Annotated in this window: 23 protein-coding genes; 3 read left to right on the top strand and 20 right to left on the bottom strand. The window is 45.1% G+C overall.

Features of this window, described 5'->3' with window-relative positions; translation table 11 throughout:
• Nucleotides 1-31: 31 nt before the first annotated feature.
• The 3 genes from L2740_RS06970 to L2740_RS06980 all read right to left on the bottom strand — a co-directional run bounded on the left by L2740_RS06970 (nt 32) and on the right by L2740_RS06980 (nt 2,225).
• Complete coding sequence (locus L2740_RS06970; RefSeq protein ID WP_248949364.1) at nt 32-394, bottom strand: DUF4870 domain-containing protein; 363 nt, start codon at nt 392-394, stop codon at nt 32-34.
• Nucleotides 395-427: 33 nt separating this feature from the next.
• Nucleotides 428-1,123: an MOSC domain-containing protein gene (locus L2740_RS06975; protein WP_248949365.1), complete on the bottom strand. Its 696-nt coding sequence runs from the start codon at nt 1,121-1,123 to the stop codon at nt 428-430.
• Between the two features lie 253 nt (nt 1,124-1,376).
• Nucleotides 1,377-2,225 (bottom strand): PfkB family carbohydrate kinase, encoded by an 849-nt coding sequence (locus tag L2740_RS06980; RefSeq protein ID WP_248949366.1) that lies wholly within the window; start codon nt 2,223-2,225, stop codon nt 1,377-1,379.
• A 341-nt stretch (nt 2,226-2,566) separates the two neighbouring features.
• Here L2740_RS06980 and L2740_RS06985 point away from each other — a divergent pair, with 341 nt between their 5' ends.
• Nucleotides 2,567-2,767: a hypothetical protein gene (locus tag L2740_RS06985; RefSeq protein WP_248949367.1), complete on the top strand. Its 201-nt coding sequence runs from the start codon at nt 2,567-2,569 to the stop codon at nt 2,765-2,767.
• Between the two features lie 54 nt (nt 2,768-2,821).
• Here L2740_RS06985 and L2740_RS06990 read toward each other — a convergent pair whose 3' ends face one another.
• The 17 genes from L2740_RS06990 to L2740_RS07070 all read right to left on the bottom strand — a co-directional run bounded on the left by L2740_RS06990 (nt 2,822) and on the right by L2740_RS07070 (nt 24,198).
• A complete protein-coding gene (locus L2740_RS06990) occupies nt 2,822-4,150 on the bottom strand; it encodes a coproporphyrinogen III oxidase family protein (RefSeq protein ID WP_248470349.1) in 1,329 nt (442 codons plus the stop codon).
• A gap of 305 nt (nt 4,151-4,455) precedes the next feature.
• A complete protein-coding gene (locus tag L2740_RS06995; RefSeq protein ID WP_248949368.1) occupies nt 4,456-5,439 on the bottom strand; it encodes a formate dehydrogenase subunit gamma in 984 nt (327 codons plus the stop codon).
• A gap of 80 nt (nt 5,440-5,519) precedes the next feature.
• A complete protein-coding gene (gene fdh3B, locus L2740_RS07000; RefSeq protein ID WP_248949369.1) occupies nt 5,520-6,089 on the bottom strand; it encodes a formate dehydrogenase FDH3 subunit beta in 570 nt (189 codons plus the stop codon).
• A gap of 29 nt (nt 6,090-6,118) precedes the next feature.
• A complete protein-coding gene (locus L2740_RS07005) occupies nt 6,119-8,992 on the bottom strand; it encodes a formate dehydrogenase subunit alpha (RefSeq protein ID WP_248949370.1) in 2,874 nt (957 codons plus the stop codon).
• An 18-nt stretch (nt 8,993-9,010) separates the two neighbouring features.
• A complete protein-coding gene (locus L2740_RS07010) occupies nt 9,011-9,208 on the bottom strand; it encodes a twin-arginine translocation signal domain-containing protein (RefSeq protein ID WP_028766715.1) in 198 nt (65 codons plus the stop codon).
• Nucleotides 9,209-10,265: 1,057 nt separating this feature from the next.
• Nucleotides 10,266-11,246 carry a formate dehydrogenase subunit gamma gene (locus tag L2740_RS07015; protein WP_220779773.1) on the bottom strand — a complete coding sequence of 327 codons (981 nt, stop codon included), beginning with the start codon at nt 11,244-11,246 and terminating at the stop codon, nt 10,266-10,268.
• 75 nt (nt 11,247-11,321) lie between these two features.
• The gene (gene fdh3B, locus L2740_RS07020; RefSeq protein WP_248470344.1) at nt 11,322-11,891 is read right to left on the bottom strand and encodes a formate dehydrogenase FDH3 subunit beta; all 570 of its coding nucleotides are present in this window, start codon (nt 11,889-11,891) and stop codon (nt 11,322-11,324) included.
• Between the two features lie 29 nt (nt 11,892-11,920).
• Nucleotides 11,921-14,776 carry a formate dehydrogenase subunit alpha gene (locus L2740_RS07025; RefSeq protein ID WP_248949371.1) on the bottom strand — a complete coding sequence of 952 codons (2,856 nt, stop codon included), beginning with the start codon at nt 14,774-14,776 and terminating at the stop codon, nt 11,921-11,923.
• Between the two features lie 18 nt (nt 14,777-14,794).
• On the bottom strand, nt 14,795-14,992 hold the full coding sequence (locus L2740_RS07030; RefSeq protein WP_220762260.1) for a twin-arginine translocation signal domain-containing protein: 198 nt from the start codon (nt 14,990-14,992) through the stop codon (nt 14,795-14,797).
• A gap of 674 nt (nt 14,993-15,666) precedes the next feature.
• The gene (locus L2740_RS07035) at nt 15,667-16,677 is read right to left on the bottom strand and encodes a formate dehydrogenase subunit gamma (protein WP_248949372.1); all 1,011 of its coding nucleotides are present in this window, start codon (nt 16,675-16,677) and stop codon (nt 15,667-15,669) included.
• Between the two features lie 51 nt (nt 16,678-16,728).
• Entirely contained in the window at nt 16,729-17,316 is a 588-nt protein-coding gene (fdh3B, locus tag L2740_RS07040; protein ID WP_248949373.1) for a formate dehydrogenase FDH3 subunit beta, read from the bottom strand.
• Nucleotides 17,317-17,342: 26 nt separating this feature from the next.
• Complete coding sequence (locus L2740_RS07045) at nt 17,343-20,192, bottom strand: formate dehydrogenase subunit alpha (protein WP_248949374.1); 2,850 nt, start codon at nt 20,190-20,192, stop codon at nt 17,343-17,345.
• A gap of 15 nt (nt 20,193-20,207) precedes the next feature.
• The gene (locus L2740_RS07050) at nt 20,208-20,408 is read right to left on the bottom strand and encodes a twin-arginine translocation signal domain-containing protein (protein ID WP_248470338.1); all 201 of its coding nucleotides are present in this window, start codon (nt 20,406-20,408) and stop codon (nt 20,208-20,210) included.
• A gap of 175 nt (nt 20,409-20,583) precedes the next feature.
• Complete coding sequence (locus L2740_RS07055; protein ID WP_248949375.1) at nt 20,584-21,258, bottom strand: TorD/DmsD family molecular chaperone; 675 nt, start codon at nt 21,256-21,258, stop codon at nt 20,584-20,586.
• Between the two features lie 10 nt (nt 21,259-21,268).
• Nucleotides 21,269-22,948 carry a 4Fe-4S binding protein gene (locus tag L2740_RS07060; protein WP_248949376.1) on the bottom strand — a complete coding sequence of 560 codons (1,680 nt, stop codon included), beginning with the start codon at nt 22,946-22,948 and terminating at the stop codon, nt 21,269-21,271.
• A 147-nt stretch (nt 22,949-23,095) separates the two neighbouring features.
• Nucleotides 23,096-23,734 (bottom strand): DUF3306 domain-containing protein, encoded by a 639-nt coding sequence (locus tag L2740_RS07065; RefSeq protein WP_248949377.1) that lies wholly within the window; start codon nt 23,732-23,734, stop codon nt 23,096-23,098.
• On the bottom strand, nt 23,731-24,198 hold the full coding sequence (locus tag L2740_RS07070) for a DUF3305 domain-containing protein (RefSeq protein WP_248949378.1): 468 nt from the start codon (nt 24,196-24,198) through the stop codon (nt 23,731-23,733). Before L2740_RS07070 ends, L2740_RS07065 begins: the two co-directional genes overlap by 4 nt.
• 284 nt (nt 24,199-24,482) lie before the next feature.
• Between L2740_RS07070 and L2740_RS07075 the strand changes: the two genes are divergently transcribed.
• Both L2740_RS07075 and L2740_RS07080 read left to right on the top strand, forming a co-directional pair.
• A complete protein-coding gene (locus L2740_RS07075; protein ID WP_420833512.1) occupies nt 24,483-25,325 on the top strand; it encodes a formate dehydrogenase accessory sulfurtransferase FdhD in 843 nt (280 codons plus the stop codon).
• A 47-nt stretch (nt 25,326-25,372) separates the two neighbouring features.
• Nucleotides 25,373-26,278 carry a helix-turn-helix transcriptional regulator gene (locus tag L2740_RS07080; RefSeq protein WP_028766702.1) on the top strand — a complete coding sequence of 302 codons (906 nt, stop codon included), beginning with the start codon at nt 25,373-25,375 and terminating at the stop codon, nt 26,276-26,278.
• Nucleotides 26,279-26,284 lie beyond the last annotated feature (6 nt).

The following is a 26,284-nucleotide window of genomic DNA, read 5'->3' on the forward strand; positions in this document are numbered from 1 at the left end:
AATTTATCGCTAGGCTGGTTTTGCTGCTCTATTAAACTAAATCTGCTTCAGTTCTTGGCTTAATAAAGTTAATCGTCAGCGGATACTGATAACTTTTGCCTTCACTGGCCTTAATGGCTGCAATAATGGTAAACACGATATCGGCGATTGCCAGCAGTGCTAAAAGGATAAAGCCAATTCCGATAAACATTAAAATGGCGCTAATGCTCACGTAGATAAATAGGCTGATTTTAAAATTTAGGCAGTTACGCCCACAGCTATCTACAAACGGAAATTCATCACGCTTCATCAGCCAAACAATCAACGGCCCTAAAATACTACCAAAGGGAATTAGGTAACCAGAAAAGCTCGCTACCTGAACTATTATCCCCATGTTTTTTTCATCTTGGGTCATCACTTCTACTCCTTGAATGTGTAAACTCGCACGTTATTTTTGCGGTCCGTATAACCGCATTTGCCAATCTTCAATCGCCTGGTTTTCGATGCGGCGCTGTAAGCTTTTCACCCAAGATCCCGCTAGTCCTTCACAGTCTGCTAAACGTTGATATTGCTCGGCATCAAACTCAGGTAAAAAATAGATATGCATGGCTTCGGCAACACTAATATCTGTTATGCGCTTAACTAGCACTACCGAGTCCTTAGCTGAAATAGTGCCAGGGGTTAATACGCGATAAAACCAACCACAGCGGCCACTTTGCTGCATAGCTAAGGCAAACTCCTGGTGGCCAAATTGCAGATTCAATTTAAAACACGGCGAACGTGGTTGAGTAACTTGTAGCTCAACTTCACCAATTCTAATGATATCGCCGATATGCACTTGGGTTTCATCTAGGCCTACAGTGCTGATGTTCTCGCCCATTGCTGGGGCATCTTTCAAGCCGGTCATCATATCCCAGCGACGATATTGGCCATAATGTTCACGTGGAAAGTGATGTAATACGCGATCTACTCCGCCGTGATGCTTAGGATCTGCCTGTGCGTCCCCTACTACAGCTTGAGTACCAACCTGTAATGTGCTGGCAGCGCTTTTGTGATTAATACCTGAAGTCACCCCGCCTAACGCGACGATTGCTTCACCATGATATAAACCTGAGATCTGTTCAACGAGTACTTGCCCTGCCATCACTATATTCCTAGCTAAAAACTTAGCCTATCCTAACATTAGCTTGCAGCATAAAGGCAGTAACAAAAGCAACTTGTGTGAAAATTAGCGATAGTCAGGCTAGCATGATAGTGGCAAAAAAATGCCCTGCTAGAATGCAGGGCAAGAGTATGTATCTTGGAAGTATTACAGTCAGAGAATTGCTGCCGAACATACTAGATAGCTATGATGTCAGTTACATGACTTCGCGGTGACAAATCTAAGACAGCAATATTTATACACTTTTATCTGCCAAATACTGCTTAAGCGCCTTCCCCGGAATAGAACTATCACTTGCGACAGCAAATCCTGACCAAATAGCAGCTTCGCCCATGGCATCAAGAATTGACTGATGGTTCACAAGACCATGAATTAGTCCAGCAGCGTAAGCATCGCCCGCGCCGGTAGTATCAACAACAGTGCTTGGTACCACAGCAACATGCCGTGTTTCTGAGCCGCTATATAAGGTCGCGCCATTCTCGCCGTCCGTTACAATAAAGTACTTCAGTCCATCGCCAGCAATAGATTTAGCAAACTGCCACTTATCTTCACTGCAGCGACCTTGCATATCACATAGTGAGGCTATCAGCACATGGCAAGGACGTGCGCGTTGATCTTTAGCCAGTTGTGCCACCACCCAGCAATGACTCATTGCAGTTTTTGCCCAACTCGCTGCGCCCTCTGTAGAGGAGTTGATGTAAAGCGCATCGACATCTTGCCAGTTAGGTGGCAGAGGTAATTCAAACTTAGGTCGTTCAGGACGAATAATGGTGCGCTCACCATCTGGCGTCATCATCAATAACATCTCACAGGTGTTACCCGGACGTCGTTGAATCAAGCTACAGTTAATCCCTTGGGTACTGGCTTCAGCCAATAACCAATCACCAACATCATCACGGCCAACCTGACTCACCAATGATACTTGATGCCCGGCCCACACTAAGCCAATACCTGTGTTTGCCCCACCGCCGCCAAGGCGATGACCACCGTCTTGATAATGAAAACGTCCACCCGCTTTGAGGGTTTGATTGAGATTAAAAATACGATCGCAATTGAGGTTTGCTACCAGCAATATATTCGCCATGAAAGCTCGATATGAAGAACGATTGCTTCGATAGTAAGAGATTTTCTAGCTTGTTCCAAGTGACCTGAGTTAGATCCATTTGTTTGCTACCCATTTAAACTGCCAGCATGTAAGCATTCTCTCAAGCTAATGTGAGCCCATCACTGCAGCCGTTTTCGCTAGACTTATACTGTTTAATGGTAAGTTATTGAAAATAATCTCGAGTAAGCAGAGCAATTCGCTAAACATCTACTATCCTTAGCTTTAACAAGCTAATACAGCGCTACGCAAATTTAAATTTGCGAATATGATATTGGCAATATCACTAGAAGCAGTAGTGAGACAGCAAGAGGAATAGTTGAATGGACTCAATTATTGGTATGCATGAACAAATGGAATTTGGCTCAACTCCTGAGGGGCAACTTGCACGCTATCGCGCATGTTTAAAGGCATTTGAGCAAATGCAGTACACAGACAATTATGTGTTACAGATAAAAGAAGATATTAAAAAGCTTGAGCTATTGATAGCGTCAAACAGCGAGTCTGCTACTGTAGACAGTTAACTTACACCGCTGAACAACAAGGCTACTGCCTGATAGCAGTAGCCCAGCTTTGGATTACATATCGCAAGCTTTTAATGGCTTACGCAATTGAGCGCGAACGTTGTCCATGCCAGAGTAAAACTCTTTCATCATCAACAATCCCATCATCTTACCGTTATCGGTAATAATCAGGTTATCAGGATCAGTTGGATCGTTCTTAATCGCACCAATCGCTTTCATCGAAGTCATCTCTTTAAACAGCGCAGTGTCTAAGTTAACGCCAAAAGTTTCACGGAAGTATTTACGTGATAAACGACCAGAGAACATGCCCAGTAAGAAACGATACTGCATCACTTCTTTACGGCCGTATTGCTTCTGTTGATCGACACCCATTAGACCATTGGCGATACGCTCTTGGTACTTACGTAGTGAGAAGGTATTCACGTACAGCGTGTCATCTAGGAAGCTAAATGAACCTGAACCAACACCTAAGTACTCATCAAAGTCGATAACGTATTCGTCAAAACCTTCGTCATTAGCTTTACCAAAAGCCCATGCCGATAGCTGGTTATATTGACCATTTAAGCTATTCAAAATTTGACGATATTGGCGCGCCATATCCCCTTGAGGAGCCGCTAGCTTACCTTTAACACTCTTACGAGTCTGGTGGGTAATCATCAACGGATAAGTGGTGATCTGGCGAGGATCAAGCTTAGATGCCATATCTAAGTCATGTTGAATAACTTCGTCAGTTTGACCACGGAAACCGAAAATCAAATCAACGTTAATAATTGGGAATAGCTCTTTAGCTGCCATGATCTTGTCGAAAGTTTGCTGGCCATTACCAAACTTTTCAATACGATCTGTCATTGCCAAAATGTCATCATTGAAGCTTTGTACGCCAATCGACATACGATCAACTAAGCCCTCAAGCTGCTTAAAGCCTGGGCTATCAAGATGCTGTGGATCTGACTCACATGAGACTTCTTTAATGCTTGGGAACAGCTTTTTAGCATGCTCAATAGTTCGAGCTAGTTCATCTTCCAATACCGTTGTAGTACCGCCACCAATGTACATAGACTCAAAGTCGTAACCTAAAGCTTTAACCATCTCCATCTCTTTACGCAAAGAGATGAAGTAAGCACGAGCTTTATCTTCTTTAAATAGGAAGCGATGGAAGGTACAGTAGGAACACAAGGTATGACAAAAAGGCACATGCGCGTACAACATGTACTTCTTACCTTCGACTGGGTTTGGCATCATCTCTGCCGAAACCGTATCGAGTCGTAAGTTACGATCCACATAAAACTGCATGACTTTTTCCATACCGCTAATCATCCAGTCAGGTGTGGTGATATTAGCGTTATAAGGTTGAGCAGTATCAGGCAGAATAATTGACGACATATAAGTTCCTATAAAATAATGCTAATCACAAAAGAATCGGAAACATTGGAATGCAATAGCAGTGTGCAAAATTAGCACTTTAAATAAGCATAAAACGTGATTAGGTTATAACTTAGCGTTTCCTATCAAAGAAATGTATGCTTTTTTGTTAAGTAAGTCATACTTTAGCTATTGCTCATAAAACATACAATTTATCAGTATTGTGTTCTTCTCATGTAGGCCATCCCCTTGCCCCACAAAAGCCAGATAAAAAAACACCCCAGCTACGAATAGCTGAGGTGCTTAGGCATTAAGCGAAAAGAGGCTTACTCTTTGTACTTAAGGGTACCGTTAGCTTTGATTTCATCGAACCAAAGGTTGTGGTGCTGGCTAGCCCATGTTTCATCACAGTAACCAGAAACCATACACTCCATACCACCTTCAGACATAACCGTTGCCATGAAGATATGCACGATTGAGAAAGCAGTAATAATGATGGCACTTACTGAGTGAAGTACTAGTGCGATTAAGCTAAGTGTGCGGCTAGGCTCGAACAAGTTCGGGAATAGCAACAACATACCAGATGCAGAGATTACTAGACCAAAGGCAGCGAATGCCCAGAACCATAATTTCTCACCGGCGTTAGCGAAACCTGCGTCAGGGTGCTTACCTTTGAATGGACCGAAGTTGATGTAACCACCAACAACCATCATCCACTTAAGGTCATACATCTTAGGCATTTGGTTCTTAGCCCATAACGTTACCATCAGCGCCCAGCCCAACATGAACGGAATCGCCATGATGTCGTGGATCTGCTTAGAAGCGTTAACTAGACTAGCCCATAGGCCTTCACCGATATATGGCTGAACGAAGTAACGACCAGCAATTAGCATTAAGCCTGTTAAGATCAACAACAGACAAGGAATAGCACCTAGCCAGTGAATTGATACATCAAACTTAGACCAACGGTAAACCAGCTTGCCTGAGTAACCACCGTGAAGCTTAGAAATGCCATTCACTTTGATAAACAGAACAAAAATAATGATCATCCCGAAAAGGGCAGCCATTAATGCTGGAGCAAGAATATCACTACGCAATTCAAGTACACGTAGGTCATACGTGTTGATTGCTTGCGTGTGGAATTCACTTGTTGAAGTTGTACGACCTTCTTCGCCAGCTTTTAGCTGAGCCCAGATTTGGCCGTTGTTCACTTCAATGGTGTCACCCACTTTGTCAGTCGCATTAGCGAAAACAGACACACTGAAAAACAGTGCGATTGCAACGCCTATGTGTTTTAACCATTTGTTCATAATACGTCCTCTTTTACCACTGGACGGCTCACGTTAATGAGCCATTCAGGGTACGCTGGAAATTAGTCAACCTAAGTTGATTAACCCCAAGCTGCGTTTTTAGAACCACGGTATGCAACACGCTCACGGAAGATTGAAGAAACAATCTCAGCATCACCCGCTAATAGCGCTTTAGTTGCACACAGCTCAGCACACATAGGTAGCTTGCCTTCAGCGATACGGTTTGCACCGTACTTCTGATGCTCTGCCTCAGAGAAGTTCTCTTCTGGGCCACCCGCACAGAAAGTACACTTGTCCATCTTACCGCGAGCACCGAAAGCACCTGATTTAGGGAACTGTGGCGCGCCAAATGGGCAAGCGTATAGGCAGTAGCCACAACCGATACAAGTATCTTTGTCGTGAAGTACGATGCCATCTTCTGTCTTGTAGAAACAGTTTGCCGGGCAAACCGCCATACAAGGTGCATCATCACAGTGCATACAAGCAACAGAGATAGAGGCTTCGCCTTTCTCACCGTCATTGATAGTCACAACGCGACGACGTTGAATACCCCACTCTAGAGCAGAGTCGTTTTCGTTCTTACATGCAGTGACACAACCGTTACACTCGATGCAGCGCTTGGTATCACATAAAAATTTCATTGTAGCCATTCTGGCAATTCTCCTAGCTAATACTGCAATTAAGCTTTAGCAATCTGACAAAGTGTGGCTTTAGTTTCTTGCATCTGAGTCACAGGGTCATAACCGTAAGTCATTACCGTGTTACAAGATTCACCAACTACGTAAGGTTTAGTGCTAATTCCACCAGATTCTGGATATTGCAGATCTTCACCGTGCATTACACCCGCGAAGTGATAAGGCATCCAAGTTACACCAGCGCCAACACGTGGAGTTACCATCGCCTTGATCTTGATGCGTCCGCCTTCAGCACCTTCAACCCAAACGTCATCACCGTCACGAATGCCGCGATCTGCCGCATCAGCTGGGTTAATTTCGATGAACATTTCTTGTTGAAGTTCAGCCAACCATGGGCAAGAACGAGACTCTTCACCACCACCTTCGTACTCAACCAAACGGCCAGAAGTAGAAATTAGTGGGTACTTCTTATCTAGATCATCGCTAATAACCTTGTCTTGTAACGTCTTGTACAAGGTTGGTAGACGGTGAACTTGCATGTCGTTATGAGTTGGGTATTTCTCAATTAGATCACGACGTGCAGTGTAGATTGGCTCACGGTGTACAGGCACTTCGTCTGGGAAAGTCCAAACGCGACAACGTGCTTTAGCATTACCGTATGGCACCATGTTGTGTGCTAGCGCAACACGTACGATACCGCCACCTAAGTCAGTCGCCCAAGTACGGTTTTCAGCTAGTGCTTTCTCTTCAGCAGTTAGCTCATCCCACCAGCCAAGTTGCTTCAGCATCTTGTCATCAAATTGTGGGTAACCGTCTTGAATGTCAGCATCAACAGAAGCTGAATCTTCAGCTAGGATGCTCACGCCTTCGTGTTCAACACCAAAACGAGCACGGAAGTTACCACCACCTTGGTTCACGTTCATACCTGTGCGGTATAGAATCTGTGTACCTGGGTGCTTCTGCTCTGGAGTACCCCAACATGGCCAAGGTAGACCGTAAGTCTCGCCCTTGTTTACGCCACCTGCAGCTTCTAGCGTTTCAGAAGAGAAATCGCCCCAGTTCATAGTGTGAGCACGGATACGCTCTGGGCTCCAACCTGTGTAACCCACTGAACGCATACCTTTAGCGTATTCGCGCATGATGTCATCAGAGTCAGGCATGTTGCCATTAACCTTGATGTGCTTAGTCCATGCGTCAGCAATGCCTACATGCTTAGCGATACGGTACATGATCTCTAGGTCATTCTTAGAGTCGAATAACGGCTCAACAACCTGTTGACGCCACTGTGCACTACGACCAGAGTTGTTTACTGAACCTTCACACTCGTACTGAGTTGCTGCAGGTAGTAAGTAAACGCCATCTTTACGACGGTGCATAACACCCGCCATTGTTGGGTACGGATCCACAACAACAACAGTTTCTAGCTTGTCCAATGCGTCACGTACTTCCATCTGACGCGTTTCAGTGTTAACTGATTGACCCCAGAAGAATGCTAGACGTAGGTTATCTTTTTGAGCAAGTTTGTCTTTAGCTTCTAACACACCATCTTGCCAGCGAGAACATGGCATACCTGGAGTAGTCATTGGGCTACGACCTAAGTAAGGCTTTTGGTCGAAACGTGCTTTAACTGATTCGAATGGTAGATCCCATACGCGAGACCAGTGGTGCCATGCGCCTTCACCAACGCCGTAGTAGCCTGGTAAGTTGTCGAATAGCAGACCCATGTCCGTTGCGCCCTGAACGTTGTCGTGACCACGGAAAATGTTAGTACCACCACCAGACACACCCATGTTACCTAGCACTAGCTGCAGGATAGAGTACATACGCGTGTTAGCGTTACCAACGTGATGCTGAGTACCACCCATACACCAAATTACAGTACCTGGACGGTTAGTCGCCATTTGTTTAGCAGCAGCATAAACAGCTTCGCGAGATACGCCAGTTACGTTTTCAACTTCTTCAGGAGTCCAACGCGCAGCTTCTTCACGGATCTTGTCCATGCCGTAAGCACGTGTGCGGATAAACTCTTTATCTTCCCAACCATTTTCAAAAATGTGCCACATTAGACCGTAAACCAAAGGAATATCGGTACCTGGACGTAATGGTAGGTGGATATCAGAATGCGCCATAGTGCGAGAGAAACGTGGGTCAGCAACAGTCATTGTCGCGCCGCGCTCTTTGGCGATTAAAATGTGCTGCATCGCTACTGGATGCGCCTCTGCTGGGTTTGCCCCAATCAGGAAGATATTTTTTGCGTTACGAATATCGTTGAAAGAGTTGGTTTGTGCACCGTAACCCCAAGTGTTCGCAACACCGGCAACTGTCGTTGAGTGACAAATACGCGCTGAATGGTCAACGTTGTTTGTCCCCCACATTGCCGCTAACTTACGGTACATGTATGCACCTTCGTTAGAGAATTTCGCACTACCCATGAAGTAAACTGAGTCAGGGCCTGATGTTTGATTGATCTCAAGCATCTTATCGCCGATTTCAGATACAGCTTGTTCCCATGAAAGCTTCTTCCACTTACCGCCTTCAAGCTTCATTGGGTACTTAACACGCTTATTTGAATGCGTGTGGTAACGTAAGCTCGCGCCTTTAGCACAGTGGCCGCCAGAGTTGAATGGGTGGTCAAACGCAGGCTCTTGACCTGTCCACACACCATTTTGAACTTCTGCGTATAGACCACAACCTACCGCACAAGCACTACATACAGTACGCTTGATTTCAGTTGGTGCGTCATGAGCAACAGTTTGCACTTTAGCTTCTGCTTTACGCATCATGCCTGTGCCTAATAAAGAAGCGGCTGCGATACCACCAGATGTGATACCTGCTTGCTTCATAAACTGACGACGGCTAATACCTAGAGTCTTTTTCTCTACAGTAGGTGCCGCGTTGGATTGGCGAGTTAACTTCATCGCTGTACTTCTCCTAGACTAGCCGCGTAAGCTATTGTAATAACTGCGAATGTGCGCAGTTTCATGATAGCCATCTACATTTTTGGTGCTGACTTTCGTTTCACTTGCTTGAGCAACACTTACGCCAGTTGCGGCGATAGCAACACTTGCAGTGCCGCCGATAGTTAGTGCTTTCAGCAAAGATCTGCGGTTCAGATCAGGCTGTTGCTTTTTCATTTTCACTCCTAGTAGGAAGGAATAGTTTTGTTTATAAACACTTAAGATAGAACCAATAACGCTACAACTTGCAACACAGGTTAACTGCATGTTAATTAAGCACTTAACATTGTAAAAAGTGTATATTCATTAGAGCTATCCCCAATATAGCCGGCGTAATATAAAGAATTTCAATCCTCTAAAAGTTGATCTAAATCCGATTAAAGTTCCGATTTTGGCGCAATTCAAATAAAAGTGTTAACTAGCGCATGTTTTACAAACCAAACTAACGCACAACACCAAATAACTGCACTGCAAACCCAAAAAGTGAAAAACAAAATAAACGTATACTCAGTAACTTATACAACTTTAGATCAATAACACCAACATTTAACACATGTACCAACCAAGCCCCCCATTATTGACCAACAACAGCCAATATAGACACTTTATGGTGTAAGTTTGTTGTTTTTTAGTGACAAATAAACGGGTGAATTTGTAGAGGACATTTGAGCTAAGCATACTCTTAACAGCATTTAACGTTAGCGCACAGAAGACGCTTGCCGAGCAGCTGAAACCTAGCATTGAAGGCTATTATCCAAGGGGATTTAACTGAACTATTACATATATAGAGTGACGGCTATTGAATAGCGCCTAGGTGAACACGGCTTTTAGCTGTTATGCAGCGTAATTAGTGGCGCAGAAGGCTTAACGAGTTTGCGCTATCGCGAGCAAGAATACCTATGACTCACGCTTTGATGATTGCAAGTGGCATAGATCGTATGCGAATAGATTTTAAACGGCATAAATAAATTACAGCTCAGTAGCACCATAACAGCGCAAAGCAGCATTAGAGAGGCTTTGAGAGCCATACAAACTAAATCGACTTATCTCGCCGTCATAGAGCGCTCTGAGCTCCCTAGAGCTTGAATAGCTCTGCGGGCAAATAGCTGAAAGAATGGTGGCTTATGAAGTTTTTTAGCCCAGAATTGGACAAGCAAAAACGCTGCTAAATGGCGAGTTTTAGCTAAAAAAATGCCCCGACATAGTCGAGGCATTTCAAATCAGTTAGCAAACATTACTCTTTGTATTTAAGGGTACCGTTTGCTTTGATTTCATCAAACCAAAGGTTATGGTGCTGACTGGCCCATGTTTCGTCACAGTAACCAGAAACCATACACTCCATACCACCTTCAGACATAACCGTTGCCATGAAGATATGCACGATTGAGAAAGCAGTAATAATGATGGCACTTACTGAGTGAAGTACTAGTGCGATTAAGCTAAGTGTGCGGCTAGGCTCGAACAAGTTCGGGAATAGTAGCAACATGCCAGAAGCAGAAATTAATAGGCCAAAAGCAGCGAATGCCCAGAACCATAATTTCTCACCCGCGTTAGCAAAACCAGCGTCAGGGTGTTTACCTTTGAATGGACCGAAGTTGATGTAACCACCAACAACCATCATCCACTTAAGGTCATACATCTTAGGCATTTGGTTCTTAGCCCATAACGTCACCATTAACGCCCAACCTAACATGAACGGAATTGCCATGATGTCGTGAACCTGCTTAGCACCGTTCACCATTGCCGCCCATACACCTTCACCTATGTATGGCTGGAAGAAGAAACGTCCAGCAAGCAGGGTTAAGCCAGTTAAGATCAACAACAGACAAGGAATAGCACCTAGCCAGTGAATTGATACATCAAACTTAGACCAACGATAAACCAGCTTGCCCGAGTATCCACCGTGCAGCTTAGAAATGCCGTTCACTTTGATAAACAGTACAAAAATAATGATCATCCCGAAAAGGGCTGCCATTAATGCTGGCGCAAGAATATCACTACGCAATTCAAGTACACGTAAGTCATACGTGTTAATTGCTTGACCGTGGAATTCACTCTTTGAAGTAGTATAGCCTTCTTCACCCGCTTTTAGCTGGGCCCAGATTTGACCATTTACTTCGTTAGTGTCACCCACTTTCGGGGCATCGTGGGCAAATACCGACACACTAAATAACAGTGCAATTGCCACGCCTATGTGTTTGAACCATTTGTTCATGTCACCTCCTGAATGCTGCAAGCTAACTTATTAAGACAGCTTGCAGCGATTATGGACTAACTCAATATTTAAGGCTTAGCCCCAAACATTTTTGTTAGAACCACGGTATGCAACACGCTCACGGAAGATGGCAGAAACAACTTCTGCGTCACCCGCTAATAGCGCCTTAGTTGCACACAACTCAGCACACATAGGTAGCTTGCCTTCAGCGATACGGTTTGCACCGTACTTCTGACGCTCTGCATCAGAGAAGTTCTCTTCTGGGCCGCCGGCACAGAAAGTACACTTGTCCATCTTACCGCGAGCACCGAAAGCACCTGATTTAGGGAACTGTGGCGCGCCAAATGGGCAAGCGTATAGGCAGTAACCACAACCGATACAAGTATCTTTGTCGTGCAGTACGATGCCGTCTTCTGTCTTGTAGAAACAGTTTGCAGGACAAACCGCCATACAAGGTGCATCGCTACAGTGCATACATGCTACTGAGATAGATGCTTCGCCTTTAACACCGTCATTGATAGTAACAACACGACGGCGTTGGATACCCCACTCTAAAGCAGAGTCGTTTTCGTTCTTACATGCAGTGACACAACCGTTACACTCGATGCAGCGCTTGGTATCACATAAAAATTTCATTGTAGCCATTCTGGCAATTCTCCTAGCTAATTCTGCACTTAGGCTTTAGTGATCTGACAAAGCGATGCTTTGGTTTCCTGCATCTGAGTCACAGGGTCATAACCGTAAGTCAATGCAGTGTTAGCTGATTCACCAATAACGTAAGGAACCGTACCTTCTGGGTAGTTAGGTGCTAAGCTTTCGCCATGCATCTCACCCGCAAAGTGATAAGGCATCCAAGTAACACCGGGCTTAACGCGTGGAGTAACCATTGCCTTAATCTTAATACGACCACCTTCAGCACCTTCTAGCCATACTGTATCGCCGTCACGAATGCTGCGATCAGCCGCATCAGCTGGGTTGATTTCAACAAACATCTCTTGTTGAAGTTCTGCCAACCATGGGTTTGAACGCGACTCTTCACCACCACCTTCGTACTCAACTAAACGACCAGAAGTAAGACCTAGCGGGTACTTAGCTGCTGAGTCTATATCTTGAATAGTCTTGTACAGTGTTGGTAGACGGTGCACTTGCATATCAGCGTATGTCGGGTACTTAGACACTAAATCACGACGTGGCGTGTATAGCGGCTCACGATGCACAGGTACTTCGTCTGGGAATGTCCAAACAATACAACGTGCTTTAGCGTTACCGAATGGAATACAACCGTGCTTCATAGCCACACGTTGGATACCACCAGAAATATCTGTCTTCCAGTTCTTACCTTCAGCTTCAGCTTTTTCAGCCGCAGTTAGGTCGTCCCACCAGCCAAGTTGCTTCAGCATGTCAGCAGTGAACTCTGGGTAACCGTCTTGGATTTCAGCGCCTTTAGAGTAGCTACCTTCAGCAAGTAGGTTCTTACCTTTATACTCAACACCGTAACGAGCACGGAAATTACCGCCGCCCTCAAGTACGTGTTTGTTTGTGTTATAAAGGATTTGAGTACCTGGATGCTTCTGCTCTGGCGTTCCCCAACATGGCCAAGGTAGACCATAAGTTTCACCTTTAGCAGGACCACCTGCAGCTTCAAGTGTCTTGTTGCTAAATGTACCCCAGTTTTGAGTATGTAGCTTCAAACGCTCAGGGCTTTGGCCAGACATACCAATGGTCCACATACCGCGGTTAATTTCGCGAGTAATGTCTTCAATTACTAGAACGTCATTGGCGTCTTTAGCAATACGCTTAGTGTACTCATCAGCAAAACCAAGCTTTTGCGATAGACGGTACATGATCTCAAGGTCAGTCTTAGATTCGAATAGAGGCTGAATCACCTGCTCACGCCATTGCTGTGAACGGCCAGAGTTAGACACAGAACCTTGAGTTTCGAACTGAGTCGCTGCAGGTAATAGGTAAACGCCATTCTTACGACGGTGCATTACGCCAGCCATTGTTGGGAATGGATCCACAACAACTACGGTATCCATTTGATCAAGTGCATCACGTACGTCACGCTGACGAGTTTCAGTGTTAACTGATTGACCCCAGAAGAACGCCATACGAACACGATCTTTCTGCGCTAGTTTTTCAGGTGTTTCTAACACACCATCATGCCAACGAGAACAAGGGATACCTGGGGTGTTCATTGGAATGCGGCCTAGGTAAGAGTTCTGGTCGAAACGATCTTTAACCCAACCGTAATCTAGGTCCCAAACGTTACACCAGTGCTTCCAAGAACCCGTCTTCAGACCGTAGTAACCTGGTAGCGTATCGAACAATAGACCTAAGTCAGTTGCACCCTGTACGTTATCGTGACCACGGAAGATGTTAGTACCGCCACCAGACACACCCATGTTACCTAGGGCTAGCTGCAGGATACAGTAAGCACGAGTGTTAGCATTACCTACGTGATGCTGAGTACCACCCATACACCAAACAACTGTACCTGGACGATTGTCGGCCATTAACTTAGCAGCTTGGTAAACTTCTTCTTCGGTGCAACCAGTGATGTTCTCAACTTCTTTAGGTGGGAACTTCTTCACTTCTTCACGGATAGTATCCATTTCGAATACACGTTGTTCGATAAATGTCTTATCTTCCCAACCGTTTTCGAAGATGTGCCAAAGCATACCGTAGATGAATGGAATATCCGTACCAGGACGCAGACCACAGTGCAGATCTGCGTGAGCAGCTGTGCGTGAGAAGCGTGGGTCAACCACGATTAATTTAGCGTTGTTCTTCTCTTTAGCGATCAAGATATGCTGCATTGCAACTGGATGCGCTTCAGCAGGGTTTGCCCCGATGAAGAAGATTGCATTAGCATTTTGAATGTCGTTAAAAGAGTTAGTTTGCGCACCGTAACCCCAAGTGTTAGCAACACCGGCTACAGTGGTAGAGTGACAAATACGAGCTGAGTGGTCGACGTTGTTGGTGCCCCACATTGCTGCAAATTTACGATACATGTAGCAGCCTTCGTTCGAGAACTTAGCACTACCCATGAAGTAAACAGAGTCAGGACCAGATTCTTTACGAATAGTCTGCATTTGGTCGCCAACTTCATTGAAAGCTTGCTCCCAAGATAGTTTTTTCCACTTGCCATCAACAAGTTTCATTGGGTACTTAAGACGCTTTTCACCGTGACCATGTTCACGCAATGCAGCACCTTTAGCACAGTGACCACCAGCGTTGAATGGGTGATCGAAAGCTGGCTCTTGACCAGTCCACACGCCATTTTGTACTTCAGCATAAAGACCACAACCTACCGCACATGCACTACATACGGTACGCTTAATTTCAGTTGGTGCATCATGTGGGATATCTTTGGCTTCAGCACGACGCATCATGCCAGTACCTAAGAAAGAAGCGGCTGCAATACCACCAGATGTGATACCTGCTTGCTTCATAAATTGACGACGGCTAAGACCTAGAGTTTTTTTCTCTACGGTTGGAGCCGCGTTGGATTTGCGAGTTAACTTCATCGCTTAAATTCTCCTAAACTATCCGCGTAAGCTGTTGTAATAACTGCGAATATGCGCAGTTTCATGATAGCCATTGTCATTCTTTGAACTGACTTTAGTTTCACTTGCTTGAGCAACACTCACGCCAGTTGCGGCGATAGCAACACTTGCGGTGCCGCCAATGGTTAGTGCTTTCAGCAAAGATCTGCGGTTCAGATCAGGCTGTTGCTTGTTCATTTTTACTCCTGGAAGAAAGGAATACTCTAATTACAGAAAAATAAGATAAGTCTAATAATGCGGTTATTTACAGTGCCGAGCACCAGTTGTTAAACCAATGATCCACAATGTAAAAATTGTTTACTTATTAGAGGTATCCAACAAAATTACCCGGCTAATATAAAGAAATTTACTTTAGGAAAAATTGATCTGAGATAGGTTAGATTTCGACTTTTAGGGGAGGATCCGCCAAAGTGTTAACTGGCGCATATTTAAAAGCCAAAAAACTGTGTAGTAAATCAAAATAGCACAGGTGATTAGACGGTTGAACCTCATTTAAAATTTAACAAATACAAAACATTAAAGGGTTTGCTTATATAAATGCTAATTATTAACATTTGCCATTGCCTAGGAATATTTCTTATACAAAATCCTATTTAAAGCCAGTATCGCAACTCATATAAGCGGACCTAACTAACACAGATTTATCACCAAAAAACAACAAACCAAAAGGCTCCCAATATAAGCACTAAGATCCTAATGGAGACCTACCTAATGTAAGCCACTGATAATAAAGTTTTTTATCAAATAAGACTAAAAATGAAAGGTGAATGGATAACAATCTTCGCTTATAAGCTAAAAACAAAAATGCCCCGACTATGTCGAGGCATTTCAATTATGAGCTTAAGCAAAGATTAGTCTTTATAAACTATGCTGTTGCTATCTCTCATTTCATCGTACCAAACGTTGTGGTGCTGGACAGCCCAATTTTCATCGCAATATCCAGATACCATACACTCCATACCACCTTCACTTAGCACTGTCGCCATCCAAATATGTACGATAGTAAATGCGATAATAATTACCGCGCTAATTGAGTGAATGAGTAGTGCAGCCATTGATGCTTCACGTGGTAGATCTAATCCCGGCAATACAAGCATGAGTCCTGATGCGGCAATAAACAAACCGAACAGGGTTAAGCTCCAAAACCATAATTTTTCACCAGCGTTAGCAAATCCGCTATCAGGATGCTGACCCTTGAATGGACCGAAGTTGACGTAACCACCAACCACTAAGAACCACTTTAAGTCATACATCTTGAACGTCTGCATTGGCATCCACTTAACCACACATAACAGCCAAGACACGATAAAGATCGGTCCAACCCAGTCATGTATAGTTTTACTGCCATAAATCAGTGCAGCCCAAAGGCCCTCTCCAATATACGGTTGCAGTACGTGCTTACCTAGCATGATGTTAAGACCCGTGAATATTAGCGCCAAACATGAAGTCGCCATTACCCAATGGATCCATAGATCTGCTTTTGACCAGCGTAGGACCATTTTGCCTGAAAAGCCTTTGCTCAATTTTGAGGGGCCATTCACCAGATAAAAGAATAAGAATGCCGCAAATACGCCGACAACAGTAATCCCCATCACTGGAGTTAAATACTGGTTCCTTACAATTTCACCTTCGTTACCTACGACGTTAATTAAAACACCCGTCTCAACACCTTTTGCAACAGTGTAGCCAGATTCGCCTGCTTTAACCGCGCGCCAAAGATCGGCATCGCTGGTTTGTACAGCTTGCTGCTGACTCGATTGATCATCCGCCGCCATTGCTGAAGCGCTTAGTCCCAACCCCATTGATAACACCAATGGAATAACTAGCATTACAAACAGGCTGCGCAGTGACTTGATAAACATATTCACTCCTTTATTGGGCTGAAACCAAGGTTTCAGCCCTACTCAGCCTGACTAACCAGTTGTTGGGGTGTAACCCCAAATGGTACCCGGCGCGCCTCTTGCAGCTGTACGTTCGCGGTAGATATCAGATACCACACCCGCATCACCCGCTAGCAGTGCTTTAGTTGCACAAAGCTCAGCACACATAGGTAGCTTGCCTTCCGCAATACGGTTTGCACCATAAAGCTTACGCTCTGCTTCTGAGAAGTCTGGCTCCGGACCACCTGCACAGAAAGTACATTTGTCCATTTTACCGCGACTACCAAAAGCATCCTTCTGCGGAAACTGAGGTGCACCGAATGGACAAGCATAGAAACAGTAACCACAACCGATACAAGTTTCTTTGTTGTGCAGTACGATGCCATCTTCAGTACGATAGAAGCAATCTGCAGGGCAAACAGCCATACAAGGTGCGTCAGTACAGTGCATACATGCCACTGAAATTGACGCTTCACCTGGCTCACCATCATGTAGAGTAACTACACGACGACGTTGGATCCCCCAGCCAATGGCTGAGGCGTTTTCGTTTTTACATGCTGTGACGCAACCGTTACACTCGATGCAGCGCTTGGTGTCACATAAGAATTTCATGACTGCCATAATGGCTTATCTCCTCATCAAGTTAATTAGGCTTTGCTGACCTGACACAAGCTCACTTTCGTCTCTTGCATCTGGGTCACAACATCATAACCATAGGTCATTACGGTATTGGCAGCTTCACCAATCACGTAAGGAACTGTTCCTTCTGGGTAGTTCTTCTCTAGGCTCTTGCCTTCGAATACACCCGCGAAGTGATATGGCATGAAACATTCGCCTGGTACAACTCGTGGAATGACCATAGCCTTAACGGTGATCTTGGCACCTTCTGGACTATGAACGAACACGTCGTCACCATCACGAATACCGCGATCAGCAGCATCAGCTGGATTGATCTCGATAAACATCTCTTGCTGTAGCTCAGCAAGCCATGGATTTGAACGCGTTTCCTCACCACCACCTTCGTACTCAACCAAACGGCCAGTAGTAATAATTAATGGGAAGCCTTTACTGAAATCCTGATCCTGAATTGATTTATACAGGGTAGGAAGACGAGCAACCATACGGTCTTCATAAGTTGGGTACTTAGCAACCAAGTCACGACGAGGCGTATAAAGTGGCTCACGGTGTAATGGGATATCATCTGGGAAGTTCCATACGATACAACGCGCTTTTGCGTTACCGTAAGGAATACAACCATGATCAATCGCCACACGCTGAATACCACCAGAAATATCGGTTTTCCAGTTTTTACCTTCAGCTGCCGCTTTCTCTTCAGCAGTTAGATCATCCCACCAGCCAAGCTGCTTAAGCATCTTGTCGGTAAACTCAGGATAACCGTCTTTAATTTCACTGCCTTTCGAGTAAGAACCTTCGGCCAAGATATTGTTGCCGTTGTGCTCAACACCATAACGTGCACGGAAGTTACCACCACCGTACTTAACTTCACGACCAGTGCGGTATAGGATCTGTGTGCCCGGGTGCTTCATTTCTGGAGTACCCCAACATGGCCAAGGTAGACCATAAGTCTCACCTTTCGCTGGGCCGCCCGGCGCCTCTAGCGATTGAATATCGAATGTACCCCAGTTTTCTTGGTGCATCTTCAAACGCTCTGGGCTTTGGCCCGTGTAACCAATGGTCCACATACCTTTGTTGTACTCGCGAGTCATATCTTCAATCAACGGCTCGTCACCATTAACTTGAATATGCTTACAGAACTCTTTCTCGACGCCCCATTTCTTCGCTAGCTTGTACATGATCACATGGTCAGGCTTAGACTCGAATAATGGCTCAATAACTTGCGAGCGCCATTGTAGAGAACGGTTTGAAGCTGAAACCGAACCATAAGTTTCAAACTGAGTTGCAGCAGGTAGCAAGTAAACGCCATCGGTACGTTCATGCATGACACCCGCCATAGTTGGGAACGGATCCACAACTACCACAGTTTTCATCTTGTTAAGTGCTTCACGCACTTCACGGCCACGGGTTTCAGTATTAACTGATTGACCCCAGAAAAACGCCATATGAATATTGTCTTTCTGAGCGATCTTAGATTTGTCTTCTAGTACACCATCATGCCAGCGTGAACATGGGATACCTGTTGAAGTCATTGGATCTTGGCCTAAACGCTGCTCTTGGTCGAAACGGCTCTTAACCCATTCATAATCCAAGTCCCAAACGTTACACCAATGCTTCCAAGAACCCGTCTTAAGACCGTAGTAACCCGGTAGCGTATCGAACAATAAACCGAAGTCGGTTGCGCCCTGTACGTTATCGTGACCACGGAAAATGTTAGTACCGCCACCAGACACGCCCATGTTACCTAGCGCTAGCTGCAAGATACAGTAAGCACGAGTGTTGGCATTACCTACGTGATGCTGAGTACCACCCATACACCAAACAACGGTGCCAGGCTTAGTTTCAGCCAGTAGCTTCGCTACGCGGAACATTTGCTCTTCAGTTGCGCCAACAATGTTAGCTACTTCAGCAGGCGGATACTTCTTCACCTCTTCACGGATACGTTCCATACCGTATACACGTTGGTCGATAAAGGTTTGATCTTCCCAACCATTTTCGAAGATGTGCCATAGCAAGCCATAAATGAAAGGAATATCCGTACCAGGACGAATATGCACGAACTCGTCAGACTTAGCTGCAGTTCGGGTGAAACGAGGGTCGACAACGATAATTTTCGCGCCGCGCTCTTTACCTTCCAAGATATGTTGCATTGCAACAGGGTGAGCTTCACAAGGGTTTGAGCCGATAAACATCATCGCTTTCGCGTTACGGATATCGTTGAAAGAGTTGGTTTGCGCACCATAGCCCCAAGTGTTAGCAACACCGGCCACAGTGGTAGAGTGACAAATACGGGCTGAGTGGTCGACATTGTTAGTGCCCCACATCGCCGCAAATTTGCGGTACATATATGCTTGTTCGTTTGAGAACTTGGCACTACCCATGAAGAATACCGAGTCTGGACCCGATTCTTTACGAATATCTAGTGCTTGTTGACCCACTTCTTCAATTGCTTGATCCCATGAAAGACGCTTCCACTTACCGCCTTCTAACTTCATTGGATACTTAAGACGCTTTTCACCATGACCATGCTCGCGTAAAGCAGCACCTTTTGCACAGTGGCCACCCGCATTAAATGGGTGATCGAATGCTGGCTCCTGACCTGTCCATACGCCATTTTGAACTTCGGCATAAACACCACAGCCTACAGAGCAGTGAGAACAGATGGTACGTTTAGTTTCGGTGGGGGTGTCGTGGGGAATATCTTTTGCTTCAGCTTTGCGCATCATTCCTGCGCCTAGCATTGATGCCGCTGCAATACCGCCTGTCGCGAGGCTCGCGGACTTGAGGAATTGGCGACGGTTTAAACCTAAAACTGCTTTGTTGCTTGCTGCAGCTTGGTCTGTTTTGCGGGTTAATCGCATCACACTCTCCTTTAATTATTTACTGCGCAGTGTGTCGTAATAACTACGAACATGGTCAGACTCTTGGTAGCCGCTACCTTTTTTCGCAACAGGTGCGACTTCAGGTTCTGCAGCAAGAGCTTGTCCACTTGCAGTTGCAACTGCGCCAGCCGCACCACCGATGGCCAATGCTTTTAGCAATTGACGACGGCTCATGTCGGAAGCTTGCTTCTTCATAGTGTCTCCTTAGATTTACTGAAATTAAGATAAAAAGTGATAATTCGGCTCTCTATCCAGTTCTTGTTAGGCTCCAATTGAAAGGACTCCTAGATTTGTCTACATCAGCTCAGGCTTTATGCCATTAAGGCTTAAGCACTGAGCTGACATATATTCAAACCAATACCGACAGCGATTAAGACGCTAATTCGTTGGTAGATGGTTCAATTTTTTCGACATTCTCAGCTTCGCTGCCTGGGCAATTAACTGGAATATCTAAACTTAGCTGTTCAAACTCTTTGGCTTCGATAACAAAGAACTCTTTCGCCAACTGGGCAACCGTTGCATAAAACGCGGCACTTGGTGCTTTAGCTAGGTTGTCGCAGAAACGAGCAATCCAGCTACCAATATGACGCTGGTAGAACGCTAGTTGACGGTAGCCAGGTGCTTCTAAAATCAAAATACCCATTACTTCACATAAAGCTGCAACGTGATCTTCTGGCTCTTTAACTTCTTCTTCGCGCTCAAAGCCTAATTGCATTAGGTCGTTACGCAGCAGCGCTAACGGCTTGTCCATTAAAGACCCCGTCATAAACCAACTACCGTAAGGTAGAATTTCACCACTACCTACACCAAGGAATACATTGAAGTACTCATCTTCAAGCTGTTCTTCGCTAAATTGCTGAGCAGCCAACTTTAGGCTCACCCATGCTTTAGTCATCGCGCTGTCGTCATCGGCATCAATTTCCAAGCCTGAAAGAAACGCAAGTAGCTCTGGGCTTGGCTGACGACGCAGTAATGCAGCTAGCAACTGATAAATATCGGCTCTAAGCTGATCGTTTTCTGAAACTTCTCTTACTAATTCGGTCATGGTTAAACTCTTATCGCAATTGCTTTTCAGGATCTTGAAGAATGTCTTCAAACATGTCTTTCACTCGACAGTCACCACACATTTTTAAACGATCTGTGTTGGCACTGAAGGCGCTGTGGGTTCCTACCACATCTAACATCCGCTTCACCATGGATTGCGTTGCGAACGGTGTGCCGCAAGTAATACATTCGAACGGGGCTTCCTCATGCAGGGTTTGACGCGCCTGACGCGCAGCTTTATCGAAATTGACCTGAGGCGTTAAGCTGATGACTTTCTCAGGACAGGCAGCTTCACATAAACCACACTGCACACAATCTTGCTCTACAAAGTGCAACGCAGGGCGATCGCCGCCATCGGTTAATGCCCATGTAGGACAAGTCGCCACACATGACATACACAAGGTACAGTTATCTGTGTTTACGCTAACTTGGCCGTAAGGAATATTGCTTTGCGACAAGCATGTATCTACTGATGCAGCTTGTTCATTAAGATGATCGATGGCGTTGTAAATCGTTTCACGCTTGTTGGTTGCAGCAAACTCAGCAGGCACAATCACTGGCCAGCTAGCACTGGTAATCAACAGCTCTGAAAGCTCTTGCGCACCGGCTTCTGTTAAATGAGCTTCAGTGATCAAACTAATGCGTTGTGGTTGGCCCATCTCGTCTAAAATCGAGTTGGCTAATGACAATTCACCTTTCAACATTTGCGTCAACGTAGGCGCTGTTGCATCAGTTTGTAGCACTAGAATTTGGCGTGCACCCCAAGCTAGAGCAGACATCCAGTGATCCATGCTAGCAACGGTGATTTCTTCCAATTCAATAGGAATGATTTCGCCAGCTAACGCCTCAGTCACTAGATCTGCACCTTTACCCATATCATGGAATAAAATCACAGGTGCTGTTTGCGCTTGCGAGCGGAAGCTAGTAACTAACTTTTGCAAGTAAGTGTGCATCGCTTGTGGCGTTGGTAAATCGTAGCTAATCGCACCTGTTGGGCAAGCATTGGTACAGCTACCTGCGCCATGACAAAGGTAAGGATCGATTTCAATTTTCTTTTGCACGCTAGCAATCGCATCTGCTGGGCAGAAGTTCAAACAACGTGTACAGCCTTCGTTACCGTTACGGTTGTGAGCACATAAATCGCTGTTTACTTTAACGTAGCGTGGCTTATCGAATGAACCAATAAGATCAGGTAACTGCTCAAGCGCGTCATCTAGCTTAGCTTGGTCTTGACCAACGTAGAAGTAGCCTGGCGGCAACATCTCTAGGTTGATACAAGGGCTCATGCTTAAATCAAGGATAAGGTCGAAGTGAGCTTTACGAATCGCAACAGTACTTAGCTCAGCGCTGCCATTCTCATGTTCAACTTTAACTTGGAACTGGCCTAAGAAACCTTTGATTTCAATTAACTTGTTGTAATAACTTTCTACGTCTTCTGCAGCAGTCATTACTTTTTCAAGGTGCTCTTCATCCTGGCTAGTAATTGGTTCGTTAGCTAAAATTGCACACTTGCCCATATTAGACAATTTGTCTGCAGCCAAACGCGCCAAGTCTTCCGGACCGATAACCAGTACGTTACCCTCGGTGGTGTAGCTTACGGTCGGTGGGATCAGGTTTTGGATCACCTGAGTTCCAGCAAGGACCTTTTGACGAACCTCTTTGAGTCCGACTTGTGTTTCACTATTGCTCACATTGCGTTCCTGAACAGTTCTTTGGCTGCTTCTGTATACGAGTATCGCTGTTCTCATCATGCCTATACTGGCATCAGCTTTTTATTACCCACTAATACAGCAATTCACATACCAAATTTATGGAATTAAAAACACTCTATAGTGACGTTAAACAACTTTGCCAGTAGAGCCATCGCTATTTTCTGGTTCATTTTGGGACAAGGCGTTTTGATGACCGTCCAAAATGTCCGATACCGGTTCTGCATCATTAACAGCTTCATTTTGAGCAGATTTTTCAGCCGCAATCATCTCATCTGATGGGGCTAACTCGTCTTGTTCTGGTGTTTCTTCGTCGTTATCTTTAACCATGTGACGGAAGACTTTTTTGGCAATCTCTGCCGACACATCAGGCGTTAATAGCGGCTGATTACTGTAATCTAGTGCGTATTCAAGTAAGCCATCTATTTCACTGTAATGCGGTTGTTTCCAGAGCGCTTTTAACGCTGCAGATTTAGCTGCTGGATCGACGTTGGCTCCCATGAAGCTAGCAAAACTACCGCCAACCTCAATTTTCTCTGGATCAGGTAAGTCTTCGGCAGTTAAGATTTTTTCTGCTGGAGCTTCAACTTGGGTTTGCTCTGTTGCTTGCGGCTCTTGCTCAACTGATTGCGATGCTTCAGCTTGCTTTTGTGCAGCAAGTGCTTCCGCTTCTTTTTGCGCCGCAGCTTCAGCCGCAGCAACCTCAGCTTCGCCTTTCTCTTCTACTTGCTGCTTACGCAAGTTCCAGCGAGATAAAAAGCCGCTCATAGTCGGTCTGCCGTATGGTCGGTGCTTGGACCTTGGTTTTTGCGACGGTTAACGTGCTTACGACGATGGGCGCAAATTTCCACTTCGCCGTGACGAGTGATAAAAGCCTCAATCCAGCAAGCAATTGCCTTTGGCATTGGGATATTCAGTACTGGCGTATCAGCCTCTAAGCAACCTGCAGCAACATTTTGGTCTGCAGAAATAGCAACAGGCTTCCACTCACCGTCTTCAGTTTCGTCACAGACGATGTAAAGCATGGCGTTATCCATATCAATGTTGATACGGTAGCTACCGCGCTCATCTTTATGCAGTTCAAGTAGAATTAAGTGGGCACCTGCAGGTGCGGCGTGGGTAGCAGGAAGCATTTGGTCGACTTCCCACTGTACTGAGGTCCATCTTCCGACTAGTTTCTCACTCTTCTTAAGAGAAACGTACATTGGCCATTGGCTTTCGGTATGTTGCATTCAGTCTCCGTCTTGCCTGAGGTGGTTGCTGCTATAGCAGACCAGTTAATTAAATACTCTCCCCAATTGAAGCAATATGTGTGCCATTAGCTAAAGCCAAAATAGTTTGAACTGGATCAAACATTCCATCCAAAGACTAGGACATTTTGTCTAAATAGCAATTAGCAATAGGACATAAATGGACGACTCTAGCAAGCAAACTGTGATCTATAACAAACTTTAACTCCCTATTCATTTAGGTATAGATATTGCTTAGGACTGAAGGCAACGCTTTCTTTTAACAGATGATGAGACCTATGACTGCATACAAAAGCAATCCAAAGTTGATAAAAACCAATACCGACGTTCCGCTTACTATTGCGGTCACAGCGATCAATGAGAATGGCGAAAAAGTAGATAAATTTATTGCATGTGAACGCCCGCTAACGGTTTATCTAAACTGGCAACCTATTGTTACCTTGATGACTTTAGGGGCACGTGCTGAGGCACTTTCTCTTGGATACCTTAAAAACCAAGGATTTATCTCTGACATCACTAAACTCGAATCTGTCATTGTTGACTGGGATGTTAATTCGGCAGCCATTCTGACAGCAGAGGAAATTGAAAATTTAGATGATAAGTTGTCGGAAAAAACAGTTACTACAGGCTGTGGTCAAGGTACTGTTTACGGCGACTTTATGACAGGTCTGGATGATATCAACCTGCCAAAACCAGAATTAAAACAGAGCATGATTTATAGCCTGTTGAAAAACATCAGCGCTTACAATGAAACCTATAAAAATGCCGGCGCAGTACACGGCTGCGGCCTTTGTCATCAAGATCAAATAGTTGGTTTTGTTGAAGATGTTGGCCGTCACAATGCGGTAGATACTCTGGCCGGTGAAATGTGGTTAAACCAAGATAACGGCAACGATAAGCTGTTTTATACCACTGGCCGCCTCACCTCTGAAATGGTAATTAAAGTCGCTAAGATGGGCATTCCTGTGGTGTTGTCTCGCAGTGGTGCAACACAGATGGGCTTAGAGCTAGCACAGAAGCTAGGGATCACCATGATTGCTCGCGCCAAAGGCCGCCATTTCTTAATTTACAATGGCGCAGAGAACATAGAATTTGATGCACTTTCTTAATCAAATAGCCTTAATTACAAGTATGACATGCGCAACAAGGAATAATAATGACTGAGCCAACTGACCTGATCTACATGAGTGCCAAGCAGGTCTCTGAGTATCTAGATCTTAATGAGAAAAAAGTCTACTCAATGGCCAATGATCGCATTCTTCCAGCGACAAAAATCACTGGTAAATGGTTGTTTCCAAAAATCCTAATCGACAGATGGGTAATGGACTCTTGTCATAGCGGCATGTTGTCTGATCGTATGCATATTACTGGTAGCGATGACCCGCTACTGTCTATGCTGGTTGCACGTATGATGTCGCAAGTAGGTAAAAGTGAACTGATCAGTTACAGCTCTACTGGCTCTCGCCTAGGTCTAGACTTACTTTCACGCGGCTACGCCGACGTATGTACTTTGCATTGGGGCAGTGTTGAAGAACGTAGCGTGCGTCACCCAGCGCTATTACAAGGTTACGCTAACCATCAACAATGGGTGATGGTGCATGGATATACCCGTAAACAAGGCTTAATGATGCGCCCTGATATGCATCATCGCTGCCAAGAGTTGGACAAAGTGTCGCAGCAATCTTGGCGCTGGGTAGCTCGCCAAGCAGGTGCGGGTAGTCAACAACACCTTGAACAATGGTTGATGAAGCAAGGCGCTTCTTTTGAAGAGCTAAACTCAAACATCGTTGCGCAAAGTGAACGTGAACTTGCTGGTTATATTGCGCGTAACAACGCTGATATTGGCTTTGGTTGTCAGTCAGTAGCGCTTGAAAGTGGTTTAAGCTTTGTGCCGCTAGTGACTGAGTCTTTTGACTTCGTTATGCCACAAGGCATTTACTTTAGACGTCAGTTACAGCGGTTATTTAACTTACTGGCAGAGCCGCAAACTCAGCAATTAGCTGCAACACTTGGCGGTTATGACTTAACGGATTGTGGCAAGCTGTTATGGAATGGCAACTAAGCTGCA

This window comes from Shewanella pneumatophori (assembly GCF_023283895.1).
GTDB lineage: Bacteria > Pseudomonadota > Gammaproteobacteria > Enterobacterales > Shewanellaceae > Shewanella > Shewanella pneumatophori.